This is a genomic window from Sphingomonas sp. P4_G2, from assembly GCF_056401155.1.
The window spans coordinates 209665-235201 of sequence record NZ_JBFUJY010000003.1 but is presented as its reverse complement, the minus strand read 5'-3'; the positions used below and the strand labels follow the sequence as shown (position 1 = coordinate 235201).

The following is a 25537-nucleotide window of genomic DNA, read 5'->3' as shown; positions in this document are numbered from 1 at the left end:
GGCCAACGAGGGGATGTATGATCGTGACAGGCTTACTGGGCCTTGGCGTTGCACTTTGACAGCGTGTCGGCGTCGAGCGCCTGGCCGCCGACGGTGAACGAGGTCAGCTTGCCGACGCGCTGCGCGACGAGCTGGCACAGCACGATATCGCGCTCCGGCGCCTTGGCGGCGGCGAACGCGCCGTCATGGAACTTCCACACGGTGTCGCGCGTGATCAGGCTGGTCTTGGTCGGCGCCTCGACAGGGGTGGCGGTGTAGTAACCGGGACCCTGGGGCTGCGCGACGGCGACGGTGGTGCTGACCATGGCGACGGCGATGGCGGCGAGAATCCTGGGGGCAATGCGGGACATGTTTTCCTCCTACGTCCGTTGCAACGCACAATAGGTTGCGAATCACCACCTAGTGTATTAGGTTTTCAGTTGCAACTAAAAATCTACATGGCATTTTCATGACGCAGGAAATGGGATACGCTTCGATGCATAGAGAGGAATTCTGATGGGCGGACACCTGAGGGAGCCGCTGCGCGAGCTCGCCGAATGCGGCCTTTCGGCGGCACTCGTGGCGATGGGCGAGCGCTGGAGCTTCATGATCCTGCGCGCTGCGTTCAACGGCCTGCACCATTTCGAGGAGTTCCAGTCGGAGCTCGGCATCGCGCGCAATATCCTGGCCAATCGTCTCGCGCGGCTGGTCGAGCATGAGATCCTGACCCGCGAGGCGATGCCCGAGGATCGCCGCAAGATCCAGTACCGGCTGACCGACAAGGGCATGGCATTGCTGCCGACAATGGTCGCGCTCCGACAATGGGGCGAGCGCTGGGAAACCGGCGTGCCGGCGGAGCCGGTGCTGGTCGATGCGCGCGACATGCGGCGCATCCGGCCGGTCGAGGTCCTGTCGCACGACGGACGCGTGCTCAACAAGGGCGACATGCACTGGGCGCTGCTCGAAGACGTGGTCGGTGACGACGAGCCGCTGCAGCAGGCGGCGGAGTAGCGATAAAAAGCCCCTCCCCTTCAGGGGAGGGGTTGGGGTGGGGCAGTGCGCCAAGCGCTGCACTCTACGAGGCCTCCCCCACCCCCTACCCCTCCCCTGAAGGGGAGGGGCTGAACTCACCCCAATTTCCCGATGAACTCCCGGATCGCCTCCGGGATCGCCACCGGCTGACCGGTCGGCAAATGGACGTTGACCGTGACCAGCCGTACGATCGAATGCAGCTCGCCGGTCGCGGCATGACAGAGTTCGAACACTTGCGTCATGCTGGTCGACCCGAGCCGCTCGACCTTGGCATAAGCAAGGATCACGTCGCCGTAAGAGAAGGGCTTGAGGAACTCGACCTCGGCATGGCGAACGTGGAATTCGGTCTCGGTCCAGACCGGCCCCAGTGCGTCGGCGATCCCTGTCCATTCCCAGAATTCGGTCCCGGCGACATCGGCATATTCGAGATAGCGCGAGTTGAAGACGACCTTTTGCCCGTCAATCTCTGCATAGCGGACCTTGATCGGGGTGGAGAAGGCGAAGCCGGGGCGTGTCATGCCTGGCGCATATCGCGTGCGTTACCAGACCGCCAGTTCGATCGATCGCGTCCGTTCGCCTCACCGTCTTGACTCCTAAATCTACATATGTTGTATTCTCTGCATGGCTACCAATCGTCGCCCTTCGAAACAGATGGTCCGGCTCCTCGACGCGCTGTCGGCGAGCCCTCGTGAGTGGCGCCACGGCTATGACATCATGAAGGAAACCGGGCTTCTGTCCGGCACGCTCTACCCGTTGCTGATGCGCATGACCGATCAGGGTCTGGTCGAGGCGGAATGGCGCGAGCCGGCGCAGCCCGGCAGGCCGCCGCGGCACGCTTATCGGCTGACGGCGCAGGGTCTCGCACTCGCGCGGGAAACGGTCGGGGATCGGGGTTTGTCGGGATTCAAGGAGGTGCCGGTATGACGGCGAAACTTGCTTGTGCCGTGATGGCCTTGGCGCAGGCCTGTCTTGGCGATCGACGCCGCGACTGGGCGCTGGCGATGCATGCCGAATTCGAGGTCGCGATCGACGATGGCAGGCCGCTTGCCTTCGCCTTTGGTTGCCTTAAGGGCGCGCTGCGCGACATGCCCAAGCATGCCGATGGGCGGTTTACGCTGACCAGCCATGCCGTCGCGCTGGGACTCCTCCCGATCGTCGCGCTGCTGATCATGGGCACGGGCGCCGGTTTCCCCTTTCTGCCGTCGGGACATGCCGGGATATCCGGATGGCTCGCAGGAAGCGGCGCACATTCGCCGTTGCTGACGCCCTGGAACCGTGGCTTTGCCCCGTCTTTGGCGATCCTGATCTGGGGACTCATCGCCGGGCATTTGCTGATGCCCTGGTTCATCCTCGAGCGCGATTGGGCGCGCGTCGGCACCTTGGCGCGCATCAACAGCGCGGCCACGGTCACGCTCCTCCTGTTCACCACCGTCCTGTTTCTCGACATGGCCTTCCTGCTGCTTCCGATGGCGGCGCTCGCGATCGAACTCGCAGCGAGCTGGTGTCTCTTCCGATGGCAGGCGGACCTGTTCGCCGGAGCGCCGCCCGGCACATCGGCCGCGTAACTTTTCGGGAATTCGTTTTGCGACGTCGAGATTGAACCGGGCGGCGGGCCGCCCGCCGGGGAGACGTGCGTCTTTCTTTCAACGCAGTGTAGAAGGAGACCAGAGATGAAAATGCCTCTCGCGATGATCGCAGTCGCGGTCGCGTCGGTCCCGGCCATGGCGGCCCCGGCGCAGCAACCCGCTTCGTCGCCCTTCCTCGGCCAATGGAAGCTCGACACTGCATCGATACCGGCGTCGGGTAGTGCGGGTCCCGCCAGCGTGACGGCGGAATTTGCCGATGGCGGCGCCGGCATCTGGAACACCATTTATGTGATCACGGCGAAAGACGGCAGCGCGCGGCGCATGACCTCGCGCGAACGGCTCGACGGCAAAGCCGTCCCGATCGCCGGCGATCAGACCGTCGCCGACAGCGTCGCGATGACGACTCCTTCGCCAGGCACATTGGTCATGGGATTGACCAAGGGCGGCACTCTCGCGTCGGTGCGGGTCTATACAGTGTCGGCGGATGGCAGCGAAATGATCGAGAATGCGACCTTCGTCGGCGACGACGGCAAGCCCATGGTCAGCCGCTTCCGCTGGGTACGATAGCGTCGGGGAAGCGGGCGGTCCGAATTGTCCCCACCGCCCGCTGCTCCTGGCCGACAGTCATTTCCGAGCACGTGACCCGCGCGCGCTCCCGATTGAAGATCAGGCAAGGCGGCTGACCGCCACCTGACCAATTTCCACTCGCCAGCCGGCAGCGTGTTTCACGCCACGCTACCGGCTTGCCCATCGCAGGAGATCGACATGCAACGGATGGCAATGCTCGCGGCGCTGTCGCTCGGGGCATGCGCAACGCTGCCGCCGCCAGCACCGGAACCGCACGTGACGGTCGAAATAACCGATCTGTCCCTGACCACGGTAAGCGGAAGGGCCGTACTCCGGCAGCGCGTCGCCGCGGCGGCGCATCAATTCTGCCGGCTTCACGGCGCGGAGATCACGCCGATCGAATCGCGCGAAGACCCCTGGTATTGCCCCGACATGATGCGCTCGGAAATCATGTACCGCATGACGCCGTCGACTCGCCGGGCCTATGCGATCGCCCGGCGCGAGGCGGGCCTGCGTGGCCGCGACCTCTGAACGCCACGTATCACCGTACCTCCGAAATGGCCGGCTTCGGCGGACCAGGATTCCGCGCGCACAGCCCGTCGAGGTAGAAATCGAGGTGCCGATGAGCGAGCGATCGCTCCTCGTCCGGCGGCAATCCCACCGCCAACGGCCGGGCGAAGCGCGTCAAGCCGAACACGATGTCCCGCTCGGACAGGTCATCGCGGAGAGAACCCTCCCGCATGGCGCGATCAACCAGGGATTTCATGAGCCTGGCCGCGCGGACACGGAGGTCGGGCCAGTCCGGTTTCTCCAGAAGCGGATGGAGAATGTTCACCGCGCCGATGCCGTTATCCAGGGCCATGTGCATATATTGGCGAAGCGCGTCGACGCCGTCGGGAACGGTTTCGATCAGGGCCTCTCCGGCACTGATGCTCTTTTCCAGCACGTGACGCGTGGCGGCATGGAGTAGCGACTGCTGGTCGGGGAAGTGCCGGTAGAGCGTTCCGATGCCAACCCCGGCGCGTTCGGCGATCGCGTCTCGCGCCGGCGCGCCGCCAACTTCCAGAACCAATTCGACAGCGACGTCGATCAGCCGTTGCCGGTTCTTTCGCGCATCAGCCCGCACCGTGCACCCGCGGCTGGTTTCCCGCCGACCTCCTTGACGCTTTCATAATCGGAGGATATTCCTCCGTTTGCTTGGGGTGTCAAGGCGAGCCTTGACCGCAATGGTAGCCGTCCGCGCGGCTCAAGGACTCGATCGAACGACGTACATCACCCCATCTGATCGGCCGCGAAGGGAGAGCGCGATGGATCGCAGGCAGTTTGTTCAAGCGTCTTTCGTCGCCGCGGGAATCCTTGCGTTCCCCGCGGGCGCATCGGGCCGCGACAAGAAAAGCGTGCCGACCAGATTGGATGCGGCGGCGTATCACGCGTCGCGGCGATATGTTTCCACACCGTTCGGGCGCATCGCCTTTGTCGAACGCGGACGCGGTCCCGCCGCCCTCTTCATCCACGGCTTCCCGCTCAGCGGCTTTCAGTGGCGCGGCGCTTTGCAACGCCTGGCCAACCGGCGGCGATGTCTCGCGCCAGACCTGATGGGGCTGGGCTATTCGGAGGTGGCTGAGGAGCAGGATCTCTCCCCTCATGCCCAGGCCGACATGCTCGTGGCGTTTCTCGACCGGCTTTCCATCCCGGCCGTCGACCTGATCGCCAACGATAGCGGCGGCACCATTGCGCAGCTTCTCATGGCGCAGCATCCCCGCAGAATTCGCACCGTCATTCTGACCAATTGCGACGTTCACGAGAACAGCCCGCCGCCGCAAATGCGCAATTCGATCCAGCAGGCTCGCGACGGCGTGTACGACAAGAAGATCGAGCGACATCTGGCGGATCGATCCTATGCCAGGTCTCCGCAAGGGATCGGAGGCGGTGCCTATGTCGATCCCGCGAATTTCAGCGATGAGGCGATCGAATACAGCCTCCGCCCGCTTATCGCCTCGCCGCCAAGAAGAGCCCAGCTCAACCGCTATCTGGCCGCGTTCGACCCCAATCCGCTTGTCGCGATCAAGCCATTGCTCGAACGCTGTGAGGCGCCAACGCGGATGGTTTGGGGAACGGCCGACCCATTGTTCCCGATCAAATGGGCGGAGTGGCTCGATCGCACTTTGCCCAAGTCGCGCGGAATACGCCTTGTCGACGGCGGCCGATTGTTCTGGCCGGAGGAGCATCCGGATCTTCTCGCCGAGGAAGCGCGAACCTTGTGGTCGATTTAGCAGCGCCGCCCGGTCGAGCAGCGATCGTCGCGCGCTGCTCCGTTTGTGCGAGCGGCATCAACTTTACTTGCCTTTGGAGACAGCGATGAGCGACCTCGTCCTCACGACATATGACTGGGTTCCCGAATTGCCGCGCGGCCTCGTGCGCGACCTGAGAGTGCGCTGGGCGTTGGAAGAGGCTGGGTTGCCCTATCGGGTGGAAAGCACGCCGTTTCACGATCGCGGCCCAGACCATTTCGCAGCGCAGCCGTTCGGCCAGGTGCCATGGTTGACCGATGGAGACGTGACCATCTTCGAGAGCGGCGCGATCCTGTTGCACCTGGCCGAGAAGAGTTCGGCCCTGATGCCCACGGATCGGCGCGGCCGGGCCGAGGTCATGGCATGGGTCATCGCCGCGCTCAATTCGGTCGACCTGCCCTGCCAACCCTGGGCCCTGTTCCGTTTCATGGGCTTTCCGGGAGAAGCGCCCGAGGCGAAGTTCGTCGAGGAATTCCTGAAGGCCCGGCTCGATCGCATGGAGGTGGCGCTGACCGGCCGTGAGTGGCTCGCGTGCGACTGCTTCTCGGTGGCGGATCTGCTGATGGCGGATGTCCTGCGACAAGTGGTTCGGTTCGACGGACTGGCAAACTACCCCAATTGCGCCGCCTTCGTCGCGCGCGCCACGGCTCGGCCGGCATTCGCCAAAGCCTATGCCGATCAGGTAGCCCATTTCGCTGCGGCTGACCCAGCCTGAGGAGGCGCCAATGTATGCCAAGGACGTTCCCCCCGGGACCCTTTTCTATCACGGTACCAAGGCCGAACTCGAGATCGGAAGTCTCCTGCGACCGGGCTTCGGGAGCAATTTCGTCGAGCGCGGGCTGAAACACATCTATTTCACCGCGACGCTCGAAGCGGCCACCTGGGGCGCGGAGCTTGCCAAAGGCGAAGGCCGGGGCCGCATCTTCATTGTCGAGCCGACCGGTCCATTCGAGGACGATCCGAATCTCACCGACAAGAGGCTCCCCGGCAACATGACCGCATCCTACCGCTCGGCCGATCCGCTATGGATCACCGGCGAGGTCGAGGACTGGGTCGGCCATTCCCCCGAGCGACTCCAGGAGATGAAGGACAATCTCGCCCGCATGAAGCAGGAAGGCAGCGACACGATCATCGAGGACTAGGATCCGTCGCCGTAATGTCGGGCCACTCGTCTGGCGAGCCCGTGGAAAGCTACTCGGCGGCGCAAGGCGCGCGCTGGTCAGCCAACATGGCGCACGTGCGCTCAGCAGTCTGCCGAACCCGTTCCAGCTGTTCTGCCGCATAATGCGCGCTGATGTTCGGAACGACATTGTCGATCATGATATGTTCGCTCTGCTTCATGGCAAATCCGCGCCAGAGGTAGACGTCGAATATTTCGCGGAGTGACACCTCCTGCCCTTGCGTGTCGAGCCAGGGATGCGATGTGCCGGACGTGCTGAACGAGAGCAGCGGTTTTCCTTTCAACGCATGCTGACCGACCTGGCCGACCATGTCGCGAAACGAATAGCCCGCGCCGAGTACGCGATCGACATATCCCTTCAGCATCGCCGGCGGCAAACCAAACCAGATCGGGTAGATGAGCACCAGAATGTCGCATGACATTAGCAACGCAAGCTCGGCCGCGACATCCGGCGAGGAGGTCCACGCATCGTGAAGCGGGCGTTCTTCCGCTCTCAGCACCGGGTCGAAATTCATTGCGTAAAGATCGCGCACCACGACGTCCTGCCCGCGGACCTCCGCTTCCTTGCTATAGGTCTCGACCATGGCGTGATTGAAGCTGTCGGAAGACGGATTCACGTACACCAGCAGATGACGAAGCGGCAGCTGTGCCGGTGCTAAGGCGGGGGCGGTACTCATCGATCGGCTCCAAATTTCTCACGGTTGCGGCCGTAACCGTCTCGTTTGACGGGTTTAGCCACAGTTACACGCGCTGATGCATCGGCCTTCATCAGGCCTGCGAACGGTCAGGGAGGCCTGCAGTCTCTTGATGAACTGCGGCTGCGGTGGCGCCCTCCTCAGCTAAGGCGCGCTTGTCCGGTATATCGAATTGGTCACAGGGAACTCCCGTTAAGCGGGAGCATCGTGGTCTCTCAGTCGCTGGATGCCTCGAAAAATGCGTCAGCGATGGAGCTTCATAGGCGCTGCGCATCTAAAGACCTAATCGCGCCCGGTGGGCCTGCCGATTGAGCCGCAAAAAGGAGTAAGTTTTTGCGAGTCATCCGTGACGGGCCTCGGCATTTTTATTTGAGTTTCAACCCAGTCTAGTATGGTATTTTCAATAAATGTTTCGTGGGTAAGTTAGATTTTAAATTGTCATGAGCGGAGGTCGATTTTAATTTAGGGCAGAATTACTACAGGTCGCGGCAGGAAATGTGGTAACGATGGACAACCGATCTGCGTCGGGGCCGATCAATATCCCGCGCGAATCTCCGCTGCGCACGCTGTCCAACGACGATCGCCCCAACCAACCGTCCCGCGTGCGCCTACCAAGGTAACCGACGTGAATAATCCAGGCCTCGATACGTTCATCACGACTCGCACCGGCGCGCGGTTTCACGTTCGACCCGTGAGTGTCGATGACGATTACACGATCAAGGACTTCTTCAGTCACGTAAGTCGGCCGGATCTCCGGTTTCGTTTTCTCACCGGCATCAACGAGGTTTCGCCCAGTCAGATCGCGATGCTTACCCATCCCGACCATCTGTTCAGTGAGAACTTTCTGGTCTTCACGGCCGATGGGTCGATGATGGTCGCCTCCGGCATGCTCGCTTGCGACAAGAGCTTCGATCACGGAGAGGTGGCGATCGCGGTCCGCGAAGATCACAAGCATCATGGCATCGGCTGGGAGCTGCTCGCCCATGTCGCCCGTTATGCGGACACCAAGGGACTGCGCTCGCTGGAATCGATCGAAAGCCGCGACAACCACGAGGCAATAGAACTCGAGCGCGATATGGGGTTCGTGATCAGCGATTATCCGGGCGATCCCACGCTGGTGCTGGTCAGCCGCTCGCACGCTCGCACGCTCGCGCCTAACGGGTCCTCAGAACAGCAACCGCACCCCGACCAGCGCGAGCACCACCGCCAGGATCGGGCCGAGCACGCGGTCCGACACGCGGCTGGCGATCAGGCTGCCGACGATGATCCCGGGGATCGATCCGATCAGCAGCGACACCAATAGCGCGCCATCGACCGATCCCAGTATCCAATGGCCGATGCCGCCGAGCAACGTCAGCGGCACGGCATGCGCGATGTCGGAGCCGACCAGCCGGTTGACTGGCAATGCCGGGTAGAGGATCAGCAACGCGGTCATCCCCAGCGCGCCGGCGCCTACCGAGGTGAGCGAGACCAGCAGCCCCAGCACTGCGCCCAGCAGGATGGTCGATCCCGCCAGTTTGCGCGGGCTCATCGTGCCGAAGCGCGGCGTCAAATAGGCGACGATGCGTCCGCGCAACAGGGTCGCCGCCGCCGACAGCAGCAAGGTCACGCCCAGGATCATCGACATGACGTGCCCGGTCGTCGCGGAAGCCGGGCCCGCCTGGCTGAGGACAAGCAGGGTCACGATCGTCGCCGGCACGCTGCCGATCGCCAGCCGCGCGACGACGCGCCAGTCGACCGTGCCGCGCCAGCCATGGACCGTGGTCCCGACCGTCTTGGTCGCCGAGGCGTAGAGCAAGTCGGTGCCGACCGCGGTGGTCGGGTGGAAACCGAACACCAGCACCAGCAACGGCGTCATCAGCGATCCGCCGCCGACGCCGGTCAGCCCGACGACCAGCCCGACCAGCACGCCGGCGAGCGAATAGAGCAGGTTGATCGTCATTGCCCGCTACGCGGCGTCACGAGGTTTGGCCGCGTGCGCCGCCGCGGCTAGCGGACGAACCGGGGAAGGAAGAACGGGTTGCGCCCGTTCAGCCACTATTGCTCGCCGGGGTGTTGACCCCCATCGACTGCAGGTAGCGCCGCACGTTGCGTGCCGCCTGCCGGAGCCTCTGCTCGTTCTCGACCATCGCAATGCGCACGTACCCTTCCCCATTCTCGCCATATCCCACCCCTGGCGCGACCGCGACCTTGGCGTGAGTCAGCAATTGTTTGGAGAACTCAAGGCTGCCTAAGTGCGTGAGCGCGGGCGGCAGTGGTGCCCAGGCGAACATGCTCGCCGGCGGGCTGGGAATATCCCAGCCGGCGCGGCCGAAGCTTTCGACCAATACGTCGCGGCGCTTGTGGTAGAGCAAGCGGTTCTTCTCGACGATATCCTGCGGTCCGTTGAGCGCGGCGCAGGCGGCGGCCTGGATCGGGGTGAAGGCGCCGTAATCGAGATAGGATTTTACCCGCGTCATCGCCGCGATCAGCTTGCGATTGCCGACCGCGAAGCCCATCCGCCAGCCGGCCATCGAATAGGTCTTGCTCAGGCTGGTGAACTCGATCGCGATGTCCTTGGCGCCCTTGACCTGGAGGATGGACACGGTCGGCTTGCCGTCGAAATAGAGCTCCGAATAGGCCAGGTCGGACAGGATCCAGACCTGGTTCTCCTTCGCCCAGGCGACGAGGCGCTCGTAGAATGCCAGGTCGACCGTCTCGGCGGTCGGGTTGGACGGGTAATTGACCACCAGGATCGACGGGCGCGGCACGGTGAACGCGATCGCGCGCTCCAGGCTCTCGAAATAATGCTCGTCGGGCGTGGTCGGCACCGCGCGGATCGTGGCGCCGGCGATGATGAAGCCGAACGTGTGGATCGGGTAGCTCGGATTGGGCGCGAGCACGACGTCGCCCGGCGCGGTGATCGCGGTCGCCAGGCTGGCCAGCCCTTCTTTCGAGCCCATGGTCACCACGACTTCGGTCTCGGGATCGAGATCGACCCCGAAGCGGCGGCCATAATAATTGGCCTGGGCGCGGCGCAGCCCGGGAATGCCCTTGGACTGCGAATAGCCATGCGCGTCGGGCTTTTGCGCGACCTCGCAGAGCTTGTCGATGACATGCTGCGGCGGCGGCAAATCGGGATTGCCCATGCCCAGGTCGATAATGTCCTCGCCTGCCGCGCGCGCTGCTGCCCGCATGCCGTTGACCTCGGCAATGACGTAAGGCGGCAGACGCTTGATGCGGTAGAAATCGTCGGACATTCAAAACTCCTTTCGCCTTCTCCTTAGGGCATAAGCGGGGGGCCGCGAAACCGCGTTGTTCCGGATGCGGCGATCCGTGCCGTAAAGCGGAGACAAAAGCGGGGTTGCCGCGTTCGCCATCGAGTAACCGGTGGAGAAACAAGATGATTGCCCTGATGCTCGTCGCAGCGGCCACCGTCGCCAGCGAAGCGCCGCCCACCAATGCTCCTCGCTGTCATGGAGTCGCGCTGGACGCGGCGGTCGGTCATTATGCCGATGTCGCGCGGGCGATGGACCCGCGCCGCACCGCTTCACTCTATGCCGCCGACGGGGTGCTGGTCGGGCCGAAAGGCGAGCCGGTCACCGGCCCCAGGGAGATCGAGGCGTTCCTGGCCGGGTTCGGCGGCTACAAGCTCGGCGAGCAGGTGATGACGGTCGATAGCATTGAGCGGACCGCCAGTGGCTGGCGCTCGATCGGCGAGTTCCGTCAGCGCGGCAACGACCCAAAGAACGAGGCCTTCGCGACCGGTGGGCGCTATCGCGCGGAGTGGCGGTGCCTTAAGGGAGGATGGCGCGTTCAGCGCATGCAGACCTTCGCCGGGGGACAATGATGGCCGACCAGACCGACGCACCCAGCCTCGAGGATATGCAGCACTGGACCTGGGTGATGGGCCGGGCGCAGCAGATGATGCTCGAAGCCGGGCTCGGCGCGGGTGTGCCGGTGATCCCCGGGTTCAACGATCCGGCGACCTTGGCCCGCGTCGGCGATTTCTGGTCGGACAGCCTCAAATTATGGCAGCGCTTCCTCGATCCCCAGGCCGCCGCCGATGGCGCGCAGGCCGCGATCAAGGATAGGCGCTTCAAGTCCGAAGCCTGGCAGAATCCGGTGTTCGACTGGATCCGCCAATCCTATCTGATGATCGCCGACCAGATGCTCAAACAGGTCGATGCGATCGAAGGGCTCGATCCCAAACAGCGCGAGCAATTCCGCTTTGCGACCCAAGGCGTGATCGACGCGATGAGCCCATCCAACTTCGCCTTCACCAATCCCGACGTGATCCAGAAGACGATCGAGACGCGCGGCGAGAATTTGCTCAAGGGCCTGTCCAACATGCTCAACGATCTGAGCAAGGGGCAGCTCACCCATACCGATGCCGAGGCGTTCGAGGTCGGGCGCAATCTCGCGACAACGCCGGGCAAGGTGATCTATCGCAGCCCGTTGTTCGAACTGATCCACTATACGCCGACCACCGAGTCCGTGCTGGCGACGCCGCTGGTGATCTTCCCGCCCTGGATCAACCGCTTCTACATCCTCGATCTGACGCCCGAAAAGAGCTTCATCCGCTGGGCGGTCGATCAGGGGCTGTCGGTGTTCATGGTGTCGTGGAAATCGGCCGATGCCAGCCTGATCGACACCAGCTGGGACGATTACGTGCTCGCCCAGATCGAGGCGATCGACGTGATCCGCGACCAGCTCGATGTCGAGGCGGTACACGCGATCGGCTATTGCGTCGCGGGCACGACACTCGCCGCGACGCTCGCTTATCTGACCGCCAAGAGCGAAGCGGACAAGGTCAGGACCGCGACCTTCTTCACCGCGCAAGTCGACTTCGCCGATGCCGGCGACCTGCTCAATTTCGTCGACGACGCCCAGCTCGACATGATCAGGCAATTGTCGCCCGAGGGGTATCTCGACGGGCGCTACATGGCGCTGACCTTCAACCTGCTGCGCGGCCGCGACCTGATCTGGAATTATGTCGCCAACAATTACCTGATGGGCCAGGATTATGCGCCGTTCGACCTGCTCCACTGGAACGGCGACACCACCAACCTGCCGGCGAAATGGCATTTGTCGTATTTGACCGATCTCTATCGCGACAATCTGCTGGTGCGGCCGGGGGCATTGGCGATCGCCGGCACGCCGATCGACCTGACCAGGGTCGCGACGCCGAGCTACATCCAGGCGGGGCGCGAGGACCATATCGCCCCGGCCGAGAGCGTGTGGAAGATCACGCATCTGTTCGCCGGACCGCTCAAGTTCGTGCTGGCGGGCTCGGGCCATATCGCCGGGGTGGTCAACCCGCCCGCCGCGGGCAAATATCAATATTGGACCAACGACACGCCCGCCGCGACCCTGGCCGAGTTCGTCGCCGGGGCAACCGAGACCAAGGGCAGCTGGTGGCCCGACTGGATCGGCTGGCTGCGCGTGCAAGACGCGACCGAGGTCAAGGTCAAGGGCGCGCGCGAGCCCGGCAAGGGCAAGAAGCGCCCGGCGATCGCCGATGCTCCGGGAGACTATGTCCGCGCGCGATAGGATCGGGCGCGGAACGAGTCGGCTGATCGGCCTGCCTTACCCGGCGGTTGACGGGCAGGTCGCGCGAGCAGCGCGACTTGCGCCGGTAAATCGCTCAAACACCTGTGTATTTCCCGAGGCGGAGGATGCGATGTGTTAACCAACTCCGCCTAAACTGGGGGCGTGAGACGTTCCGACCAACGCTTGTCGCGGGATCGGCGGCGGAGCATCAGGCTCCTTCTTCAGGAAGTCCCGCTTCCCGCACCGGTCCGTCGCGAATTCATCGACACGCTGTTCGACATGCGGCTGCCGATTCTCGGCATGGGCATCGTGACGGCGGCGATTGCGGGTCTCGTCGCGCGCGAATGGCAGGATCCGGTCATCGCCTTCCTGGCGCTGGCCGCGGCGCTGCTCACGGTCGTCCGGCTGCTGGTCCTGCGCGCCTATGACCGCGCGCGTCCCGTCGCCGACGCCGAGCTCGGCCGCTGGGAATTGCGGTACGCGATCGGCGCCTATGCGTTCGGGGCCCTGCTTGGTCTGCTCAATGTCTACGTCCTGAACTACCATTTCCCGCTCCTGCACCTGATCACGGTGAGCCTGGTGTTCGGCTTCGGCGCGGGCATCGTTTCCCGGATTTCGATCCGCCCGGTGATCTGCGTGATCAGCCTGTTGCTTGCGACCGTGCCGACCGTCGCCGCGCTCGCCGTTCACGCCGTCGAGCCGAACCCGATCGAACTTCACGCTCCGCTGTTCGCCACCGAAGCTTTCCTTGTTGCGATGATCACCATGCTCAGCCTGCAATCGGTCAGGCATCTCTATCGGTCGGCGGTACGGCATCTGACGGCCGAGCATGACATGGCGTTGCTGGCGAAATTCGACGCGCTGACCGGTCTGGCCAATCGCCTGCTGCTGCGCGAGCGCTTTCAGGACAGCAGCCTGATCGCCGCGGCACAGGGCGAGCAACTGGCGCTGCATTTCATCGACCTCGACGGGTTCAAGGCGGTCAATGACGGCCTGGGCCATCTCGCCGGGGATTCGGTGCTGCAACAGGTGTCGCGTCGGCTCGAAGGACTCGTCAGGGCCGAAGATACCGTGGCGCGGCTCGGTGGGGACGAATTCATCGTCTTGCAGACGCATGTCCGCGACCGGAGCGAAGCCGAAATGCTGGCGCGACGGATGATCAGGCAATTGAGCGCGCCGTACGAAGCGGACGGCGATTGGGTACGCATCTCGGCCAGCGTCGGGATCGCCATGATGCCCGAATTCGGCCGCGAACTGGAAACCTTGCTCTCCTGCGCCGACGCGGCGCTTTACCGCTGCAAGGGCGGCGGGAAAGGCAAGCTCCATTTCTGCACGTCCGACGACCGGATGAGCGACAAGCGGGCAGTCGCCTAACCGGCGATTGGATGACGGGGCTGGGCGCAACCGCTCTGCCAGAACAGTGCCTCAAGCCTTGCCAGGCGACGGTTTCGTGACCGTTGTGACGCTTATGTTGCACTGCACAAAAATCGCTTGACCTTTGCCTCCCAAGCCCTATTTTGTGCAATGCAGCAATGATGCCGCGGAGGATGTGATGGTGAGCAAGACCCCCGTAACCAAGGCGGCGAAACCCGCAGCCAAGGCGCCGGTGAAGCGCACGCCTGTCAAATCCACCAAGCCGGCTTCGGTTCCCGTCGAAACGAAGCCCGTGCCGACTCCCGCTCCGATCGTTGCCGAAACCCCTGCCGTAGAGCAGCCGATGGCGCCCGTCCTAGAAACCGCGCCTGTCGAGACCCCCGCAGTCGAGACCCCGATAGTCGAAAAAATTGCCGAAACAGTGACCGAAACCGTCGCCGCAGCCGCCCAAGAGGCGCCGGCCACCATCGAAAAGGAAGTTATCAAGATGAACGACACCATCAAGGAAGCCGCCGACAAGGGCCAGGCCTATTTCGCGGAATTCAGCGACAAGGCGAAGGCCGCGGCCGAAAAGGGCGCCAAGGCGTTCGAAGACATCAACGAGTTCGGCAAGGGTAACGTCGAAGCGCTCGTCGAGTCGGGCAAGATTGCGGCCAAGGGCTTCGAGACGCTCGGCCAGGATTATGCCGATTATGCGCGCAAGCAGTTCGAAGGCACCACCGCCGCGCTGAAGGGCTTCGCCGCCGTCAAGTCGCCGACCGAGTTCTTCAAGCTGCAGGCGGACTTCGTCCGTGGCCAGTTCGACTCGTTCGTCGCCGAGAGCTCGAAGAACACCGAAGCGATGCTGAAGCTGGCCGGCGATGTCGCCAAGCCGATTTCGAACCGCGTCGCGATCGCCGCCGAGAAGATCAAGGTCGCCGCGTAAGCGTCACCTTCACCTTCGGTGAGACATCGAAAGGGCGGTCGCCATCCGGCGGCCGCCCTTTTTGTTTGGCCTTTTCGTTTGGCCTTTTCGTTTGGGATGATGGCGTCGCTGGCTGACATTGTCAGCGGGCCGGGCTAGGCAAAATATCCCGCCGGGCCTCCAGGATCAGTGCATGCCATCTATCGATTTCGCCGCCTTCTCGTCGCGCGTCCTGGTCGATGCCGCCATCCCTGAACTACCCAACCATTATCGCGGCAAGGTCCGCGACAATTACGATTTGGCCGACGGGCGCCGGATCATCATTGCCAGCGACAGGCTGAGCGCGTTCGATCGCATCCTCTGCGCCATTCCGTTCAAGGGCGAAGTGCTGACCCAGACGGCGCGGTTCTGTTTCGAGCAGACGGCCGATATCTGCGCCAATCATGTGCTCGATTATCCCGATCCCAACGTCCTGATCGCCCGTCGACTGGAGATTCTGCCGGTCGAAATCGTGGTGCGCGGCTATCTGGCGGGAACCACCGGCACCTCGATCCTGACCCTCTACAAAAAGGGGCAACGCGCCATGTACGGCATGACGCTGCCCGATGGACTGGGCGACAATGCCAAGCTCGCCGAGCCCATCATCACGCCGACCAGCAAGGAGTTCGACGGCGGGCACGACGAGCCGCTGACGCCGACGGAAATCCTCGCGCGCAAGCTGCTGACCGCGGCGCAATGGGACGAACTCAGCGCCACCGCGCTGGCGTTGTTCGCGCGTGGGCAGAAGAATGCCGAGGAACGCGGGCTGATCCTGGCCGACACGAAGTACGAATTTGGCGTCGCGCCCGACGGAGCGATCGTCCTGGCGGACGAGATTCACACACCGGACAGCAGTCGTTATTGGCGAGCGTCCAGCTACCAGTTGCGTTTCGAGGCCGGCGAGCGGCCTGACAGTTTCGACAAGGACTTCGTGCGGTCATGGGTGACCACGCAATGCGACCCCTACAAGGACCCGATCCCCGAAATCCCGCAACAGCTGATCGCCGGCACCGCCGCCGTCTATGCCGAAGCCTTCGAGACGATCACCGGCCGTTCGTTCGCGCCCGATCTGGGGGGCGGCACGGTGTTGGAGCGTATCCGCACGAATCTGGCGCCATATTTCGACATGCATTGAACGCGCCGAGTCGGCCGCTTAGCCTCCATCGTCCGCATCGCGAAAGCCGCCGCCTGGTCATGCCAGCCGGATATTGCTCAAGCGAACATAGCCCCACGTAAGTTGCGCTCAGATACGTTCAGGGGCGCGCATTCACACCTCCAACGACGAAAAGCACTTAACGTGCGCCGCACCCTCTTGCCCCGGCGCACCGCAATGCCATATTTTGCGATCTGATATGCGAAACCCCGATTTCATGATGGCCAACGATCCCGATGGGGTCGGTAGCGGCAACGACGGTGACAACGACACCGGCGTCGGGCTCGCCACGCGTACCCGTACGAAGACCAAGCAGCCCACGCCGTACCGCGTGCTGATGCTCAACGACGATTACACGCCGATGGAATTCGTCGTGCTGTGCCTGCAGCGCTTCTTCCGCATGACTACCGAGGAAGCGACTCGGGTGATGTTCCACGTCCACCAAAAGGGCGTCGGGGTGTGCGGCGTGTTCAGCTACGAAGTCGCCGAAACCAAGGTCAGCCAGGTGATGGACTTCGCGCGGCAGAACCAGCATCCGCTGCAATGCACGCTCGAAAAGGCGTGAGTTCGAAGCTCTGATCCTCGGTTCATGTGCTCCTGCGAAAGCAGGAGCACAGGGCAGTGAAGTACCTCATCACCCTGGGTTCCTGCTTTCGCAGGAACACGAGGAAAGTGATTTATCCGGAACTTCACGCCGCTGGCAAAGCCGTCGGCTGGATCGAGGCTTAGCCTCGTCCGCCGGCCGTGCGGGGCGGTGCGCGGGCGCACCGGCGCGGGCGTGGCCGCGCCTCCGCCCCGCAAAATTACATTAACCATCAAGCGTTTCGCCGCGGGACACGGCTGATTCCGTGGGCGCTTCGGTAAGCTTTTTGCGGTAAGGCGCTCCGCGCCCGGGACGATGTGTCGGGCAAAGACGAAGGACATCGCTCGCACGTGATCGATTGGCGCAACTGGACGGTCCGGCAGACTCGCGTGGCATTGCTCGCGGGACTGGTCGGCGTGCCCATGCTCGCCGTGTCGGCCAAGGCCGCGGTGATCGCTTATTATGCTGCCCAGGCCAAGGCCGAGGCACCGCCGCTGCCGCCGATCGGCTATGAGAGCGAGGATCATTTCCCCGGCGCGGCCCTGTTCTTCGTCGCCGAGGAGCAAGCGGCGCCGACCGCGGGCACCACCGGCACCACCGCGTTGCCCGATCTGCCGGTTCCGGCCAATGCCGATCTGACGCCCGACACCGACGGCACCGTGCGCCCGGCCCAGCCCTTCTCGATGGCCGGCGCCAGCGCGCTCGACAAGGCACGCGCGCTCGATTGCCTGGCGACCGCGATCTATTACGAAGCGGCCTCCGAGAGTGAAGAAGGCCAGCGCGCCGTGGCGCAAGTGATCCTCAACCGCGTCCGCCACCCGGCCTTTCCCTCGACCGTCTGCGGGGTGGTCTATCAGGGCTCGGAAAAGAGCACCGGCTGCCAGTTCAGTTATGCCTGTGACGGGTCGATGGCGCGCGTGCCGATGCGCTCGGCGATGGACCGCGCGCGGCGCTTCGCGCTCGAGGCGCTCAGCGGTTATGTCGTGCGCGGAGTCGGGCTCGCGACGCACTATCATACCTATGCGGTGACGCCGTCCTGGAACCGCAGCCTGGTGATGACCGACGCGATCGGCATGCATTTCTTCCATCGCTGGAAAGGCTATTGGGGCACCCCCGCCGCGTTCAGCAATGCGCGCTATCGCGGCGGCGAGCCGGTGCCGGGACCGCACGCCAAGATAGCCCCGCCGCTGACGCCGCTGCCCTCCACTCAGTTCGCGGCCTATACGCCAGGAATAGCGGCGCCGGGCGTCCCGGGACTGGCGGTGCCGCCCGCGCCGAGCACCAATATCGCGCTGATCCAGCCCAAATATCAGGACACCAGCGTCGCCCGCGCAACGCCGCCGCCGGCCGAGGACAATCTGCCCGGCGCGTCGCAAATCCTCGACCGCTGGAAGGATTCGGGCAAGCCGCTGAAATAACGGCGGGCCCGCTCCTCAACCGTCATCCCAAACTCCCGTCATCCCAGCGAAAGCTGGGATCTTTGGCGATGGCGCGACGCAAGAGCCGCACGAGATCCCAGCTTTCGCTGGGATGACGGATAGCGGCCGTTGGGATGACGAGTGGCCGGTCCTATTTCCCCAGATACTGATCGAACCACGCCACCGTCCGCCGCTGGACGTCGGCCGCGTGGTCGGCGCCGCGGATGCCATGGCCTTCGTCGGGATAGATCACCAGGCTGGTCGGCACGCCGAGTTCCTTGAGCGCATGCCAATATTCGATCGACTGGGTCGGCGGCACCTCGATGTCGCGCTCGCCGACATAGATGAAGGTCGGGGTGCGCGCCTTCTTGATATAGGTGATCGCCGATGCCCTCACATAAGGCTCGGGATCGTCATAGGCCGACTTGCCGAAGAACGGGATCATCCACTGGTCGATGCCGTTGGTGCCGTAATAGCTGATCCAGTTCGACAGGCCCGCGCCGGCGACGATCGCCTTGAAGCGGTTGGTCTGGGTATTCGCCCACATCGCCATGAACCCGCCATAGCTGCCGCCGGTCAGGCCGAGCCGGTTGTCGTCGACCGGCGCGACCTTCTCGACCGCGTCGATCCCGGCCAGGATGTCGCGCAGGTCGCCGCCGCCGAAATCGCGGCGATTGGCCATGGTGAACGCCTCACCCTGGCCATAGCTGCCGCGCGGATTGGGCAGGAACACGTAATAGCCGGCGCGGACCAGGCTCGGCAGGCCGCCCATCGACGAAAATTTGGGGACATTGGCGGAGGCCGGTCCGCCATGGACGATGGTGATCATCGGCGCCTTCACGGCAGGATCGGCATTGACCGGTGTCAGCAGCCAGCCCTGCACGTCGTAACCGTCATTCTTCCAGCTGATGCTGCGCGCCTTCACCAGCGCGACCTGGCCGTCATTGTCGGTGGTGATCTTGCGGGGACTGCGCGCCGGCCCGGCATAGATAGCGGGGGCGTGTTCAAAGTCCGACACGATTGTCGCGACCGTCGCGCCGTCGCTACTATAGGCTGCGCGTCCGTCTTCCGCGGCGAAGCTCGACGGTTGTGCCCACAACACCGTCGTACCCTTGGCGCCCGGTGCCGCGATCTGCATGTCGGGGCCGGCCAGCCGCGTGGCGCGCAGGCCACCTTTGGTCCAGCTGAGCGAGGTCACGCTCGCCTTCTCGCCTTTGGTCATATCGACCGGTTCGCCCCCGGCGAACGGCACCGTCCAGATGTCGCCGCCGACCGAGCCGAAATCGCTCATCAGCCCGCCGATATAGGCGATTGTCTTGCCGTCGGGCGAGACGCGCGGCGCGTTGATCTGGGTCTTGGGTCGCGCGATCGGGCGCACCGCGCCGGTCGTGGCGTCGATCGCATCGAGCGTCGCCACCCACCAATTATCGTCGCCATTGCCGAGCGCGGTGGTCGCGACGAAGCCGGTGCCGTCCGGCGTCCAGCTATATTCGTAGACATAGCGGTCGGCGGGGGAGACCGGCTTGACGTCGGTCACCGGCGCGCCCGCCAGGGTGAACACCGCCAGCCGCTGTTCGTCGCTCTTCTCGCCGATCTCGCCAATTTGTCGGACGCCGGGCTGGGTCGCACCCGATTCCTTGGCAGCGTTGAGCGTCACCAGCAACGCGATCTTCTTGCCGTCGGGGGAGAAGCGCGGAGCCTGGGCGATGCCCTTCACGCTGGCGATGGTGCGCGTGGTCTTGCCGTCGGCCAGCGCCAGCGCGACCACGCCGCTCGCGCGATCGCGCTGCAGATAGGCAAGCGCCCCACCCGGCCCGAAAGTCAGCCCCGAATAGCTGCATTGCGTGCAGGGATCGAGCGTCGCCAGGATCTTGCCGTCCTTGGCCGACCGCACGACGATCCGGCCATGCGCGGGCTTGGCGGTGGCGCCTTCCTCTTCCTCGACGCTGGCGACGCGATCGCCCGCGGCGGACAGCGCCAGCCCCGAATAGGAATGAAGCGGCGCCGCGAGCGCGGGCGCGGAGGTGGCGGCGAGCAAGGCGGCGGCAAGAGCAAGACGCATCGGCGACTCCATGGGGAGGGAAGGATGCGATCGATACGCCGTCGCTAGGGATAGGCAAGCCCGGGAAGCGAGAGCCTATCGATAGCTAAAAGCCCTCTCCCGCGCGCGGGAGAGGGTTGGGTGAGGGTCTTCTTTCTTCTTCCAGGCGTTTGCCGAGGCAGAAGAAGTAAGAAGACCCTCACCCTCCCACCGCCTGACGGCGGCGGGCCCCTCCCTCTCCCGCAAGCGGGAGAGGGTTTTGGCTTACGAAAAAGGGGCCGGTTTCCCGGCCCCTCTCATTGCGCCCTCCTGCGCAAACCCGACTACCAGCGGCGCTGGCCGTCATGCTTGTCGAACCGCACCTTGGCGCTCAGCGCGTCGTAGCGGCGCTCAAGATCGGCGCGCTCGCGCATGTCGATCCGTCCGCCCGAGATGCGGTAACGATATTCGAGCTTCTGGATGCCGCGCAGCTGGCCTTGCAGCTGGAAAGCCTCACGGCGATTCAAATTGCCCGAGCGGATGCCCTGGTCGATCCGCGACTGGATCATCTGCGCGCGCTGGTTGAGCGGCGCGAACGGCGCGGCGACCGAAACGGCGGGGAAAGCGGCGGTGGCAAAGCCCAGCCCCATCAACACAACAGTCAGCTTTTTCATGTCTCTCACTCCTTACGCGACCGATCGAGCGGTCGAGAGACGATTTCGGCCCTAAGTGTCGCCGATCTGTGCCGGGAAATGTACCAATGTGTCGCGGATGATCGCGAGCGCGTCGGGTTCGTTCAGGTAGATGAACGGCGGCTGTCGGGAGTTCCACTTTCCCCTCCCTGCAAGGGAGGGGTTAGGGGTGGGTGAGCGCGGACGAGGCTCGATGCCTCGTCCGTCGCTGTTTTGACGAGCGCTCTTTAGTTTTTTTTTGGGCGCGCAGACGCGCGCACCCACCCCCTGCCCCCTCCCTGCAAGCAGGGAGGGGAGACTATTACCCGAACGAATAGGGCACCGGCCCGCGCGCGTCGGGATCGATATGGATCTCGCTCGCCGCCGGCGGAAAGGCGCGCTGGTCGCAATCGCTGCGCGGGCAGATGCGACACGACACGCCGATCGGCGTCGCCACGTCATCGGCGCGGAGGCCGTCGGCATAGACGAAATCGGCGGCATGCGCTTCCTCGCAGCCGAGCGTCACCGCATAGCGGCGCGGGCTGCGGGTGAAGCTGCCCGACGGCTTGACCAGCCCCTTGGCGATCGAGACGTAGCGCGTGCCGTCGGGCGTTTCGGCGAGCTGGACGGCGATGCGGTCGGGAATCGCGACCGCCTCGTGTACGCCCCAGAGCGGACACGCGCCGCCGAACCGCGCGAACTGGAAGCGCGTCGCCGAATGCCGCTTGGTGATGTTGCCCGCCATGTCGACGCGGCAGAAGAAGAACGGGATGCCCGCCGCGCCGGGGCGCTGCAGCGTCGACAGGCGATGGCAGGTCTGTTCGAAACTGACCCCGAACCGCAGGCTCAGCCGGTCGATATCGTGGCGCAGCTCGCGGGCCGTGGCGCGGAACCTGGCATAAGGCATAACCAGCGCGCCCGCGGCATAATTGGTCAGCCCGGCGGCGAGCAGCGCGCGGCCGGCATCGGAGGCGATCCCCGCGCTGGCGATGTCGCGGATCAATTCGGCGAATTCGAGCCGCGCGAGCTGGTGTGCGAGCGCGAAGCGCTGGCTCGCCTCGGGCAAGGCCGGGTCGAGCCGTAACAGCCGCGCCTCGGGATCGTAGGCGCGCACCGGCCCGCCGAGTTCGCGATCGGCGACGACATTGATCCCGAAGCGCCGGCCGAGCCGCGCCTCGAGCGCAAGGCGATCGATCGCATCCGCGCCCATCTCCTCCGCGATCGCCTCGGCCGCGCGGTCGAGCGCGTCGACATAATTGCGTTCGGCGTGAAACCAGTCGCGCACTTCCTCCCAGGGAAAGCGCGCCGCTTCGGCCGCGCCGGCCTCGAACCGGTCGTCGAACGCGCGTAACTGCTCCTGCGAGCGGCGGAACGCGGCGTGGAGCGCGACCATCCGCCGTGCCAGCTGCGGCTGTTGCCGCGCGCCGCGGCGCAACGTCGCTTCATCGAGCCGCGCATCGGGCACGCTGGGGTCGCTCGATGCCTCGATCGCGTCGACCAGCAGCATGCCTTCGTCGGCGGCGGCAATCGTCTCCCAATCGGTGGGGAAAGCGCGGGCCAGCGCGACCATCACCAATGGCGTGATCGGACGGTCGCCATTCTCGATCTGCGACAAATAGCTGACCGATACCGACAGCTGCGCCGCCAGCGCGCGCTGGCTCAGGCCGAGCCGCTGGCGCAGCGCGCGGATCCGGTGTCCGGCGAAGATACGGCGGATGCCTTCGGCCATGCCCACCGAATAGTTTGCAAACCTACCCTCGGCAAGTTTGCAACATTACAGTTGCGAAGGCGGGCTGCTAGGGGAAAGAGGTCGGGTCCTGAAGGAGTCTCCATGTCGTCGACCATCGCCGAACTCGAGAAGAAGCGCGCCGCGGCCCGATTGGGCGGCGGAGAGAAGCGCATCGCCGCGCAGCACGCCAAGGGCAAGCTGACCGCGCGCGAGCGGCTCGAGGTGCTGCTCGATGAGGGCTCGTTCGAGGAGCTCGACATGTATGTCGAGCATAATTGCGTCGATTTCGGCATGCAGGACCAGATCATCCCGGGTGACGGCGTGGTCACCGGATCGGGCACGATCAACGGCCGGCTGGTGTTCGTGTTCAGCCAGGATTTTACCGTGTTCGGCGGCTCGCTGTCCGAGCGTCACGCGCAAAAGATCTGCAAGATCATGGACATGGCGATGAAGGTCGGCGCGCCGGTGATCGGCCTCAACGATTCGGGCGGCGCGCGCATCCAGGAAGGCGTCGCCTCGCTCGGCGGCTATGCCGAGGTGTTCCAGCGCAACGTGCTCGCCTCGGGCGTGGTGCCGCAGCTCTCGTTGATCATGGGTCCCTGCGCGGGCGGCGCGGTCTATTCGCCGGCGATGACCGACTTCATCTTCATGGTGAAGGACTCAAGCTACATGTTCGTCACCGGCCCCGATGTGGTCAAGACGGTGACCAACGAAGTGGTGACGCAGGAGGCCTTGGGCGGTGCGGTCACCCACACCACCAAGACCTCGGTCGCCGACAATGCGTTCGAGGATGATATCGAGGCGCTGCTCGCCGCGCGGGATTTCATCGATTTCCTGCCAGCATCCAACCGCGAGCCCGTACCCGAACGTCCGTCATCGGATCCCTGGGATCGGATCGAGGACAGCCTCGACACCCTGATCCCGGCCTCGGCCAACCAGCCTTATGACATGCACGAACTGATCCGGAAGACGGTCGACGAAGGCGATTTCTTCGAAATCCAGCCCAAGCACGCCGGCAACGTGATCTGCGGCTTCGGCCGGATCGAGGGGCGGACGATCGGCATCGTCGCCAACCAGCCGATGGTGCTGGCCGGTGTGCTCGACATCAATTCGTCCAAGAAGGCCGCGCGCTTCGTGCGCTTCTGCGACGCGTTCGACATCCCGATCGTCACCTTCGTCGACGTCCCCGGCTTCCTGCCCGGCACCGCCCAGGAGCATAACGGCATCATCAAGCACGGCGCCAAATTGCTGTTCGCATACGCCGAGGCGACCGTGCCCAAGATCACCGTCATCACCCGCAAGGCCTATGGCGGCGCCTATGACGTCATGGCGTCGAAGCATCTGCGCGGCGACCTCAATTACGCCTGGCCGACCGCCGAGATCGCGGTGATGGGCGCCAAGGGCGCGGTCGAGATCATCTTCCGCGGCAAAACACCGGATGAGATCGCCGAACGCACCGCCGAATATGAGGCGCGCTTCGCCAATCCGTTCGTCGCCGCGGCCAAGGGTTTCATCGACGAAGTGATCCAGCCGCATTCGACGCGTCGGCGCATCGCTTTGGGCTTGCGCAAATTGCGCAACAAGAGCCTCGAGAATCCGTGGAAGAAGCACGACAACATTCCGCTTTGAAGAAAGGCCGCCCCTCATGATTTCACTCGTTGCCCTGTTGCTCCAGGCCGCGCCGGCTCCGGCGGCGGTCGCGCCGTGGACGGTGACGCCGCGCCCCAGCAGCGACCCCACGATCACCACGACGGTGACCAGCGCGCCGTCGGCCGACGGCAATGCCAAGCTCGTCGTGCGCTGCGACGCGGGCAAGGCGAAGGTCGTGTCGGTCCAGCTGTTCAGCCGCACGTCGCTCGGCGGCCCGCCGGCGCGGCCGGTGTCGCTGACCTTCGACGCCAACACGCCGATGATCGACAATTGGGAATTCGTGCCGCAGGGCGCGTTCCAGCGCGACGACGTCGCGGTGACCACCCTGACCACCGCCTTGGCCGCGGCCAAGACGATCAAGGTCCATACCACGACCACCACCGGCGAGCCGGTCGATGCCACCTTCGCCGGCCCGGCGAGCGCGCAGCCGATCACCACGGTGCTGGCGGCGTGCGGCTATACGCTTGGCCAGCCGCCGGTCCGCGCGCCCGAACCCAAGGACGGCAAAAAGGCGGATAAGTGAAGCTCGGCCGCCTCAATCATGTCGGGGTGGCGACGCCGTCGATCGCCGACGCCATCCCTTATTGGCGCGACGTGATGGGTGCGACCGTGATCCACGATCCGTTCGATCTGCCCGCGCAAGGGGTGAAAGTGTGCTTCGTCGACACCCCCAACACGCAGATCGAGCTGATCGAGCCGCTGGGGGAGGCATCGCCGATCCGCGCCTTTCTCGACAAGAACCCGGCGGGCGGCCAGCACCACCTTTGCTATGAGGTCGCGGACATTATGGAAGCCAAGGCCTGGTTCGAGGGCAAGGGCGCGAAAGTGCTCGGCGAGCCGCGCATCGGCGCACACGGCACGCCGATCTTCTTCGTCCATCCCAAGGACATGGGCGGGGTGCTGACCGAGATCATGGAGACGCCCAAGGAGGGGCATTGAAGCTTAACTCCCTCTCCCCTTGTGGGAGAGGGTTGCGCAGACTTAGGTCGGCGAAGCCGGCCTTAGTCGGAGCTGGGTGAGGGGTAAGCGGTCGCAAAGCGACCGCGCGAAGCTTCGCTTCGCGGACCCCTCTCCCAACCTTCGCTAGGCAGCGAGCTGCCAAGCTTCGGTATCCCTCTCCCCTTCCAGGGGCGA

27 protein-coding genes and 1 pseudogene are annotated in these 25537 nt (G+C 64.4%); 19 read left to right on the top strand and 9 right to left on the bottom strand.

Annotated elements, in window-relative coordinates; genetic code table 11:
- Positions 1–32 precede the first annotated feature (32 nt).
- Positions 33–350, bottom strand: coding sequence for a CC_3452 family protein (locus AC1DRD_RS10720; RefSeq protein WP_478032303.1), 318 nt, complete (start codon positions 348–350; stop codon positions 33–35).
- Between the two features lie 145 nt (positions 351–495).
- On the opposite strand from AC1DRD_RS10720, the gene AC1DRD_RS10715 reads away from it, so the two are divergent.
- Positions 496–990 (top strand): winged helix-turn-helix transcriptional regulator, encoded by a 495-nt coding sequence (locus AC1DRD_RS10715; RefSeq protein WP_478041374.1) that lies wholly within the window; start codon positions 496–498, stop codon positions 988–990.
- A 116-nt stretch (positions 991–1106) separates the two neighbouring features.
- Here the strand turns inward: AC1DRD_RS10715 and AC1DRD_RS10710 are convergent, their stop codons facing one another.
- Entirely contained in the window at positions 1107–1529 is a 423-nt protein-coding gene (locus tag AC1DRD_RS10710; protein ID WP_478041373.1) for an acyl-CoA thioesterase, read from the bottom strand.
- Positions 1530–1632: 103 nt separating this feature from the next.
- Between AC1DRD_RS10710 and AC1DRD_RS10705 the strand changes: the two genes are divergently transcribed.
- The 4 genes from AC1DRD_RS10705 (at position 1633) to AC1DRD_RS10690 (ending at position 3695) form a co-directional block, all read left to right on the top strand.
- Positions 1633–1935 carry a PadR family transcriptional regulator gene (locus tag AC1DRD_RS10705; protein WP_478041372.1) on the top strand — a complete coding sequence of 101 codons (303 nt, stop codon included), beginning with the start codon at positions 1633–1635 and terminating at the stop codon, positions 1933–1935.
- Positions 1932–2576: a hypothetical protein gene (locus AC1DRD_RS10700; RefSeq protein ID WP_478041371.1), complete on the top strand. Its 645-nt coding sequence runs from the start codon at positions 1932–1934 to the stop codon at positions 2574–2576. The genes AC1DRD_RS10705 and AC1DRD_RS10700 overlap by 4 nt, the downstream gene beginning before the upstream one ends.
- Positions 2577–2681: 105 nt before the next feature.
- A complete protein-coding gene (locus tag AC1DRD_RS10695; protein ID WP_478041370.1) occupies positions 2682–3164 on the top strand; it encodes a hypothetical protein in 483 nt (160 codons plus the stop codon).
- A 198-nt stretch (positions 3165–3362) separates the two neighbouring features.
- On the top strand, positions 3363–3695 hold the full coding sequence (locus tag AC1DRD_RS10690) for a UrcA family protein (protein WP_478041369.1): 333 nt from the start codon (positions 3363–3365) through the stop codon (positions 3693–3695).
- 10 nt (positions 3696–3705) lie between these two features.
- Here the strand turns inward: AC1DRD_RS10690 and AC1DRD_RS10685 are convergent, their stop codons facing one another.
- Positions 3706–4290: a TetR/AcrR family transcriptional regulator gene (locus AC1DRD_RS10685; protein WP_478041368.1), complete on the bottom strand. Its 585-nt coding sequence runs from the start codon at positions 4288–4290 to the stop codon at positions 3706–3708.
- A 181-nt stretch (positions 4291–4471) separates the two neighbouring features.
- On the opposite strand from AC1DRD_RS10685, the gene AC1DRD_RS10680 reads away from it, so the two are divergent.
- From AC1DRD_RS10680 to arr, 3 genes are all read left to right on the top strand, one after another.
- Positions 4472–5437: an alpha/beta fold hydrolase gene (locus AC1DRD_RS10680; RefSeq protein ID WP_478041367.1), complete on the top strand. Its 966-nt coding sequence runs from the start codon at positions 4472–4474 to the stop codon at positions 5435–5437.
- Positions 5438–5522: 85 nt separating this feature from the next.
- Positions 5523–6170 carry a glutathione S-transferase family protein gene (locus tag AC1DRD_RS10675; protein ID WP_478041366.1) on the top strand — a complete coding sequence of 216 codons (648 nt, stop codon included), beginning with the start codon at positions 5523–5525 and terminating at the stop codon, positions 6168–6170.
- A 10-nt stretch (positions 6171–6180) separates the two neighbouring features.
- Positions 6181–6597, top strand: a complete 417-nt coding sequence (arr, locus tag AC1DRD_RS10670; protein ID WP_478041365.1) for an NAD(+)--rifampin ADP-ribosyltransferase — start codon at positions 6181–6183, stop codon at positions 6595–6597.
- A gap of 49 nt (positions 6598–6646) precedes the next feature.
- Here arr and AC1DRD_RS10665 read toward each other — a convergent pair whose 3' ends face one another.
- Entirely contained in the window at positions 6647–7312 is a 666-nt protein-coding gene (locus tag AC1DRD_RS10665; protein ID WP_478041364.1) for an NAD(P)H-dependent oxidoreductase, read from the bottom strand.
- A gap of 823 nt (positions 7313–8135) precedes the next feature.
- On the opposite strand from AC1DRD_RS10665, the pseudogene AC1DRD_RS10660 reads away from it, so the two are divergent.
- Positions 8136–8405 (top strand): annotated as a pseudogene (locus tag AC1DRD_RS10660) (N-acetyltransferase family protein); the annotation flags it as partial.
- Positions 8406–8495: 90 nt separating this feature from the next.
- Here AC1DRD_RS10660 and AC1DRD_RS10655 read toward each other — a convergent pair.
- Together AC1DRD_RS10655 and AC1DRD_RS10650 are read right to left on the bottom strand one after the other, a co-directional pair.
- Entirely contained in the window at positions 8496–9272 is a 777-nt protein-coding gene (locus AC1DRD_RS10655) for a sulfite exporter TauE/SafE family protein (protein ID WP_478032317.1), read from the bottom strand.
- 88 nt (positions 9273–9360) lie between these two features.
- A complete protein-coding gene (locus tag AC1DRD_RS10650) occupies positions 9361–10569 on the bottom strand; it encodes an LL-diaminopimelate aminotransferase (RefSeq protein WP_478032318.1) in 1209 nt (402 codons plus the stop codon).
- A gap of 143 nt (positions 10570–10712) precedes the next feature.
- Between AC1DRD_RS10650 and AC1DRD_RS10645 the strand changes: the two genes are divergently transcribed.
- The 7 genes from AC1DRD_RS10645 to AC1DRD_RS10615 all read left to right on the top strand — a co-directional run bounded on the left by AC1DRD_RS10645 (position 10713) and on the right by AC1DRD_RS10615 (position 18333).
- On the top strand, positions 10713–11159 hold the full coding sequence (locus AC1DRD_RS10645; RefSeq protein ID WP_478032320.1) for a nuclear transport factor 2 family protein: 447 nt from the start codon (positions 10713–10715) through the stop codon (positions 11157–11159).
- Positions 11159–12862, top strand: a complete 1704-nt coding sequence (locus tag AC1DRD_RS10640; protein WP_478041363.1) for a PHA/PHB synthase family protein — start codon at positions 11159–11161, stop codon at positions 12860–12862. Before AC1DRD_RS10645 ends, AC1DRD_RS10640 begins: the two co-directional genes overlap by 1 nt.
- A gap of 162 nt (positions 12863–13024) precedes the next feature.
- On the top strand, positions 13025–14236 hold the full coding sequence (locus tag AC1DRD_RS10635; RefSeq protein ID WP_478032323.1) for a diguanylate cyclase domain-containing protein: 1212 nt from the start codon (positions 13025–13027) through the stop codon (positions 14234–14236).
- Positions 14237–14414: 178 nt separating this feature from the next.
- Positions 14415–15161 carry a phasin family protein gene (locus AC1DRD_RS10630; protein ID WP_478041362.1) on the top strand — a complete coding sequence of 249 codons (747 nt, stop codon included), beginning with the start codon at positions 14415–14417 and terminating at the stop codon, positions 15159–15161.
- A 172-nt stretch (positions 15162–15333) separates the two neighbouring features.
- The gene (locus AC1DRD_RS10625) at positions 15334–16314 is read left to right on the top strand and encodes a phosphoribosylaminoimidazolesuccinocarboxamide synthase (RefSeq protein ID WP_478041361.1); all 981 of its coding nucleotides are present in this window, start codon (positions 15334–15336) and stop codon (positions 16312–16314) included.
- Positions 16315–16549: 235 nt separating this feature from the next.
- Positions 16550–16897 carry an ATP-dependent Clp protease adapter ClpS gene (gene clpS, locus AC1DRD_RS10620; RefSeq protein ID WP_478032538.1) on the top strand — a complete coding sequence of 116 codons (348 nt, stop codon included), beginning with the start codon at positions 16550–16552 and terminating at the stop codon, positions 16895–16897.
- A 368-nt stretch (positions 16898–17265) separates the two neighbouring features.
- Positions 17266–18333 (top strand): cell wall hydrolase, encoded by a 1068-nt coding sequence (locus tag AC1DRD_RS10615; protein WP_478041360.1) that lies wholly within the window; start codon positions 17266–17268, stop codon positions 18331–18333.
- Positions 18334–18484: 151 nt separating this feature from the next.
- On the opposite strand, the gene AC1DRD_RS10610 is transcribed toward AC1DRD_RS10615, so the two are convergent.
- The 3 genes from AC1DRD_RS10610 to AC1DRD_RS10600 all read right to left on the bottom strand — a co-directional run bounded on the left by AC1DRD_RS10610 (position 18485) and on the right by AC1DRD_RS10600 (position 22753).
- The gene (locus tag AC1DRD_RS10610; RefSeq protein ID WP_478041359.1) at positions 18485–20395 is read right to left on the bottom strand and encodes a S9 family peptidase; all 1911 of its coding nucleotides are present in this window, start codon (positions 20393–20395) and stop codon (positions 18485–18487) included.
- Between the two features lie 302 nt (positions 20396–20697).
- Positions 20698–21027: a hypothetical protein gene (locus AC1DRD_RS10605; RefSeq protein WP_478032331.1), complete on the bottom strand. Its 330-nt coding sequence runs from the start codon at positions 21025–21027 to the stop codon at positions 20698–20700.
- Positions 21028–21346: 319 nt separating this feature from the next.
- Positions 21347–22753 (bottom strand): helix-turn-helix domain-containing protein, encoded by a 1407-nt coding sequence (locus AC1DRD_RS10600; protein ID WP_478041358.1) that lies wholly within the window; start codon positions 22751–22753, stop codon positions 21347–21349.
- A gap of 102 nt (positions 22754–22855) precedes the next feature.
- Here AC1DRD_RS10600 and AC1DRD_RS10595 point away from each other — a divergent pair, with 102 nt between their 5' ends.
- The 3 genes from AC1DRD_RS10595 to mce are packed head-to-tail and all read left to right on the top strand — an operon-like array spanning position 22856 to position 25342.
- Positions 22856–24382: an acyl-CoA carboxylase subunit beta gene (locus AC1DRD_RS10595; RefSeq protein WP_478041357.1), complete on the top strand. Its 1527-nt coding sequence runs from the start codon at positions 22856–22858 to the stop codon at positions 24380–24382.
- A 16-nt stretch (positions 24383–24398) separates the two neighbouring features.
- Positions 24399–24926, top strand: a complete 528-nt coding sequence (locus tag AC1DRD_RS10590; RefSeq protein ID WP_478041356.1) for a hypothetical protein — start codon at positions 24399–24401, stop codon at positions 24924–24926.
- On the top strand, positions 24923–25342 hold the full coding sequence (gene mce / locus AC1DRD_RS10585; protein WP_478041355.1) for a methylmalonyl-CoA epimerase: 420 nt from the start codon (positions 24923–24925) through the stop codon (positions 25340–25342). The genes AC1DRD_RS10590 and mce overlap by 4 nt, the downstream gene beginning before the upstream one ends.
- Positions 25343–25537: the final 195 nt, after the last annotated feature.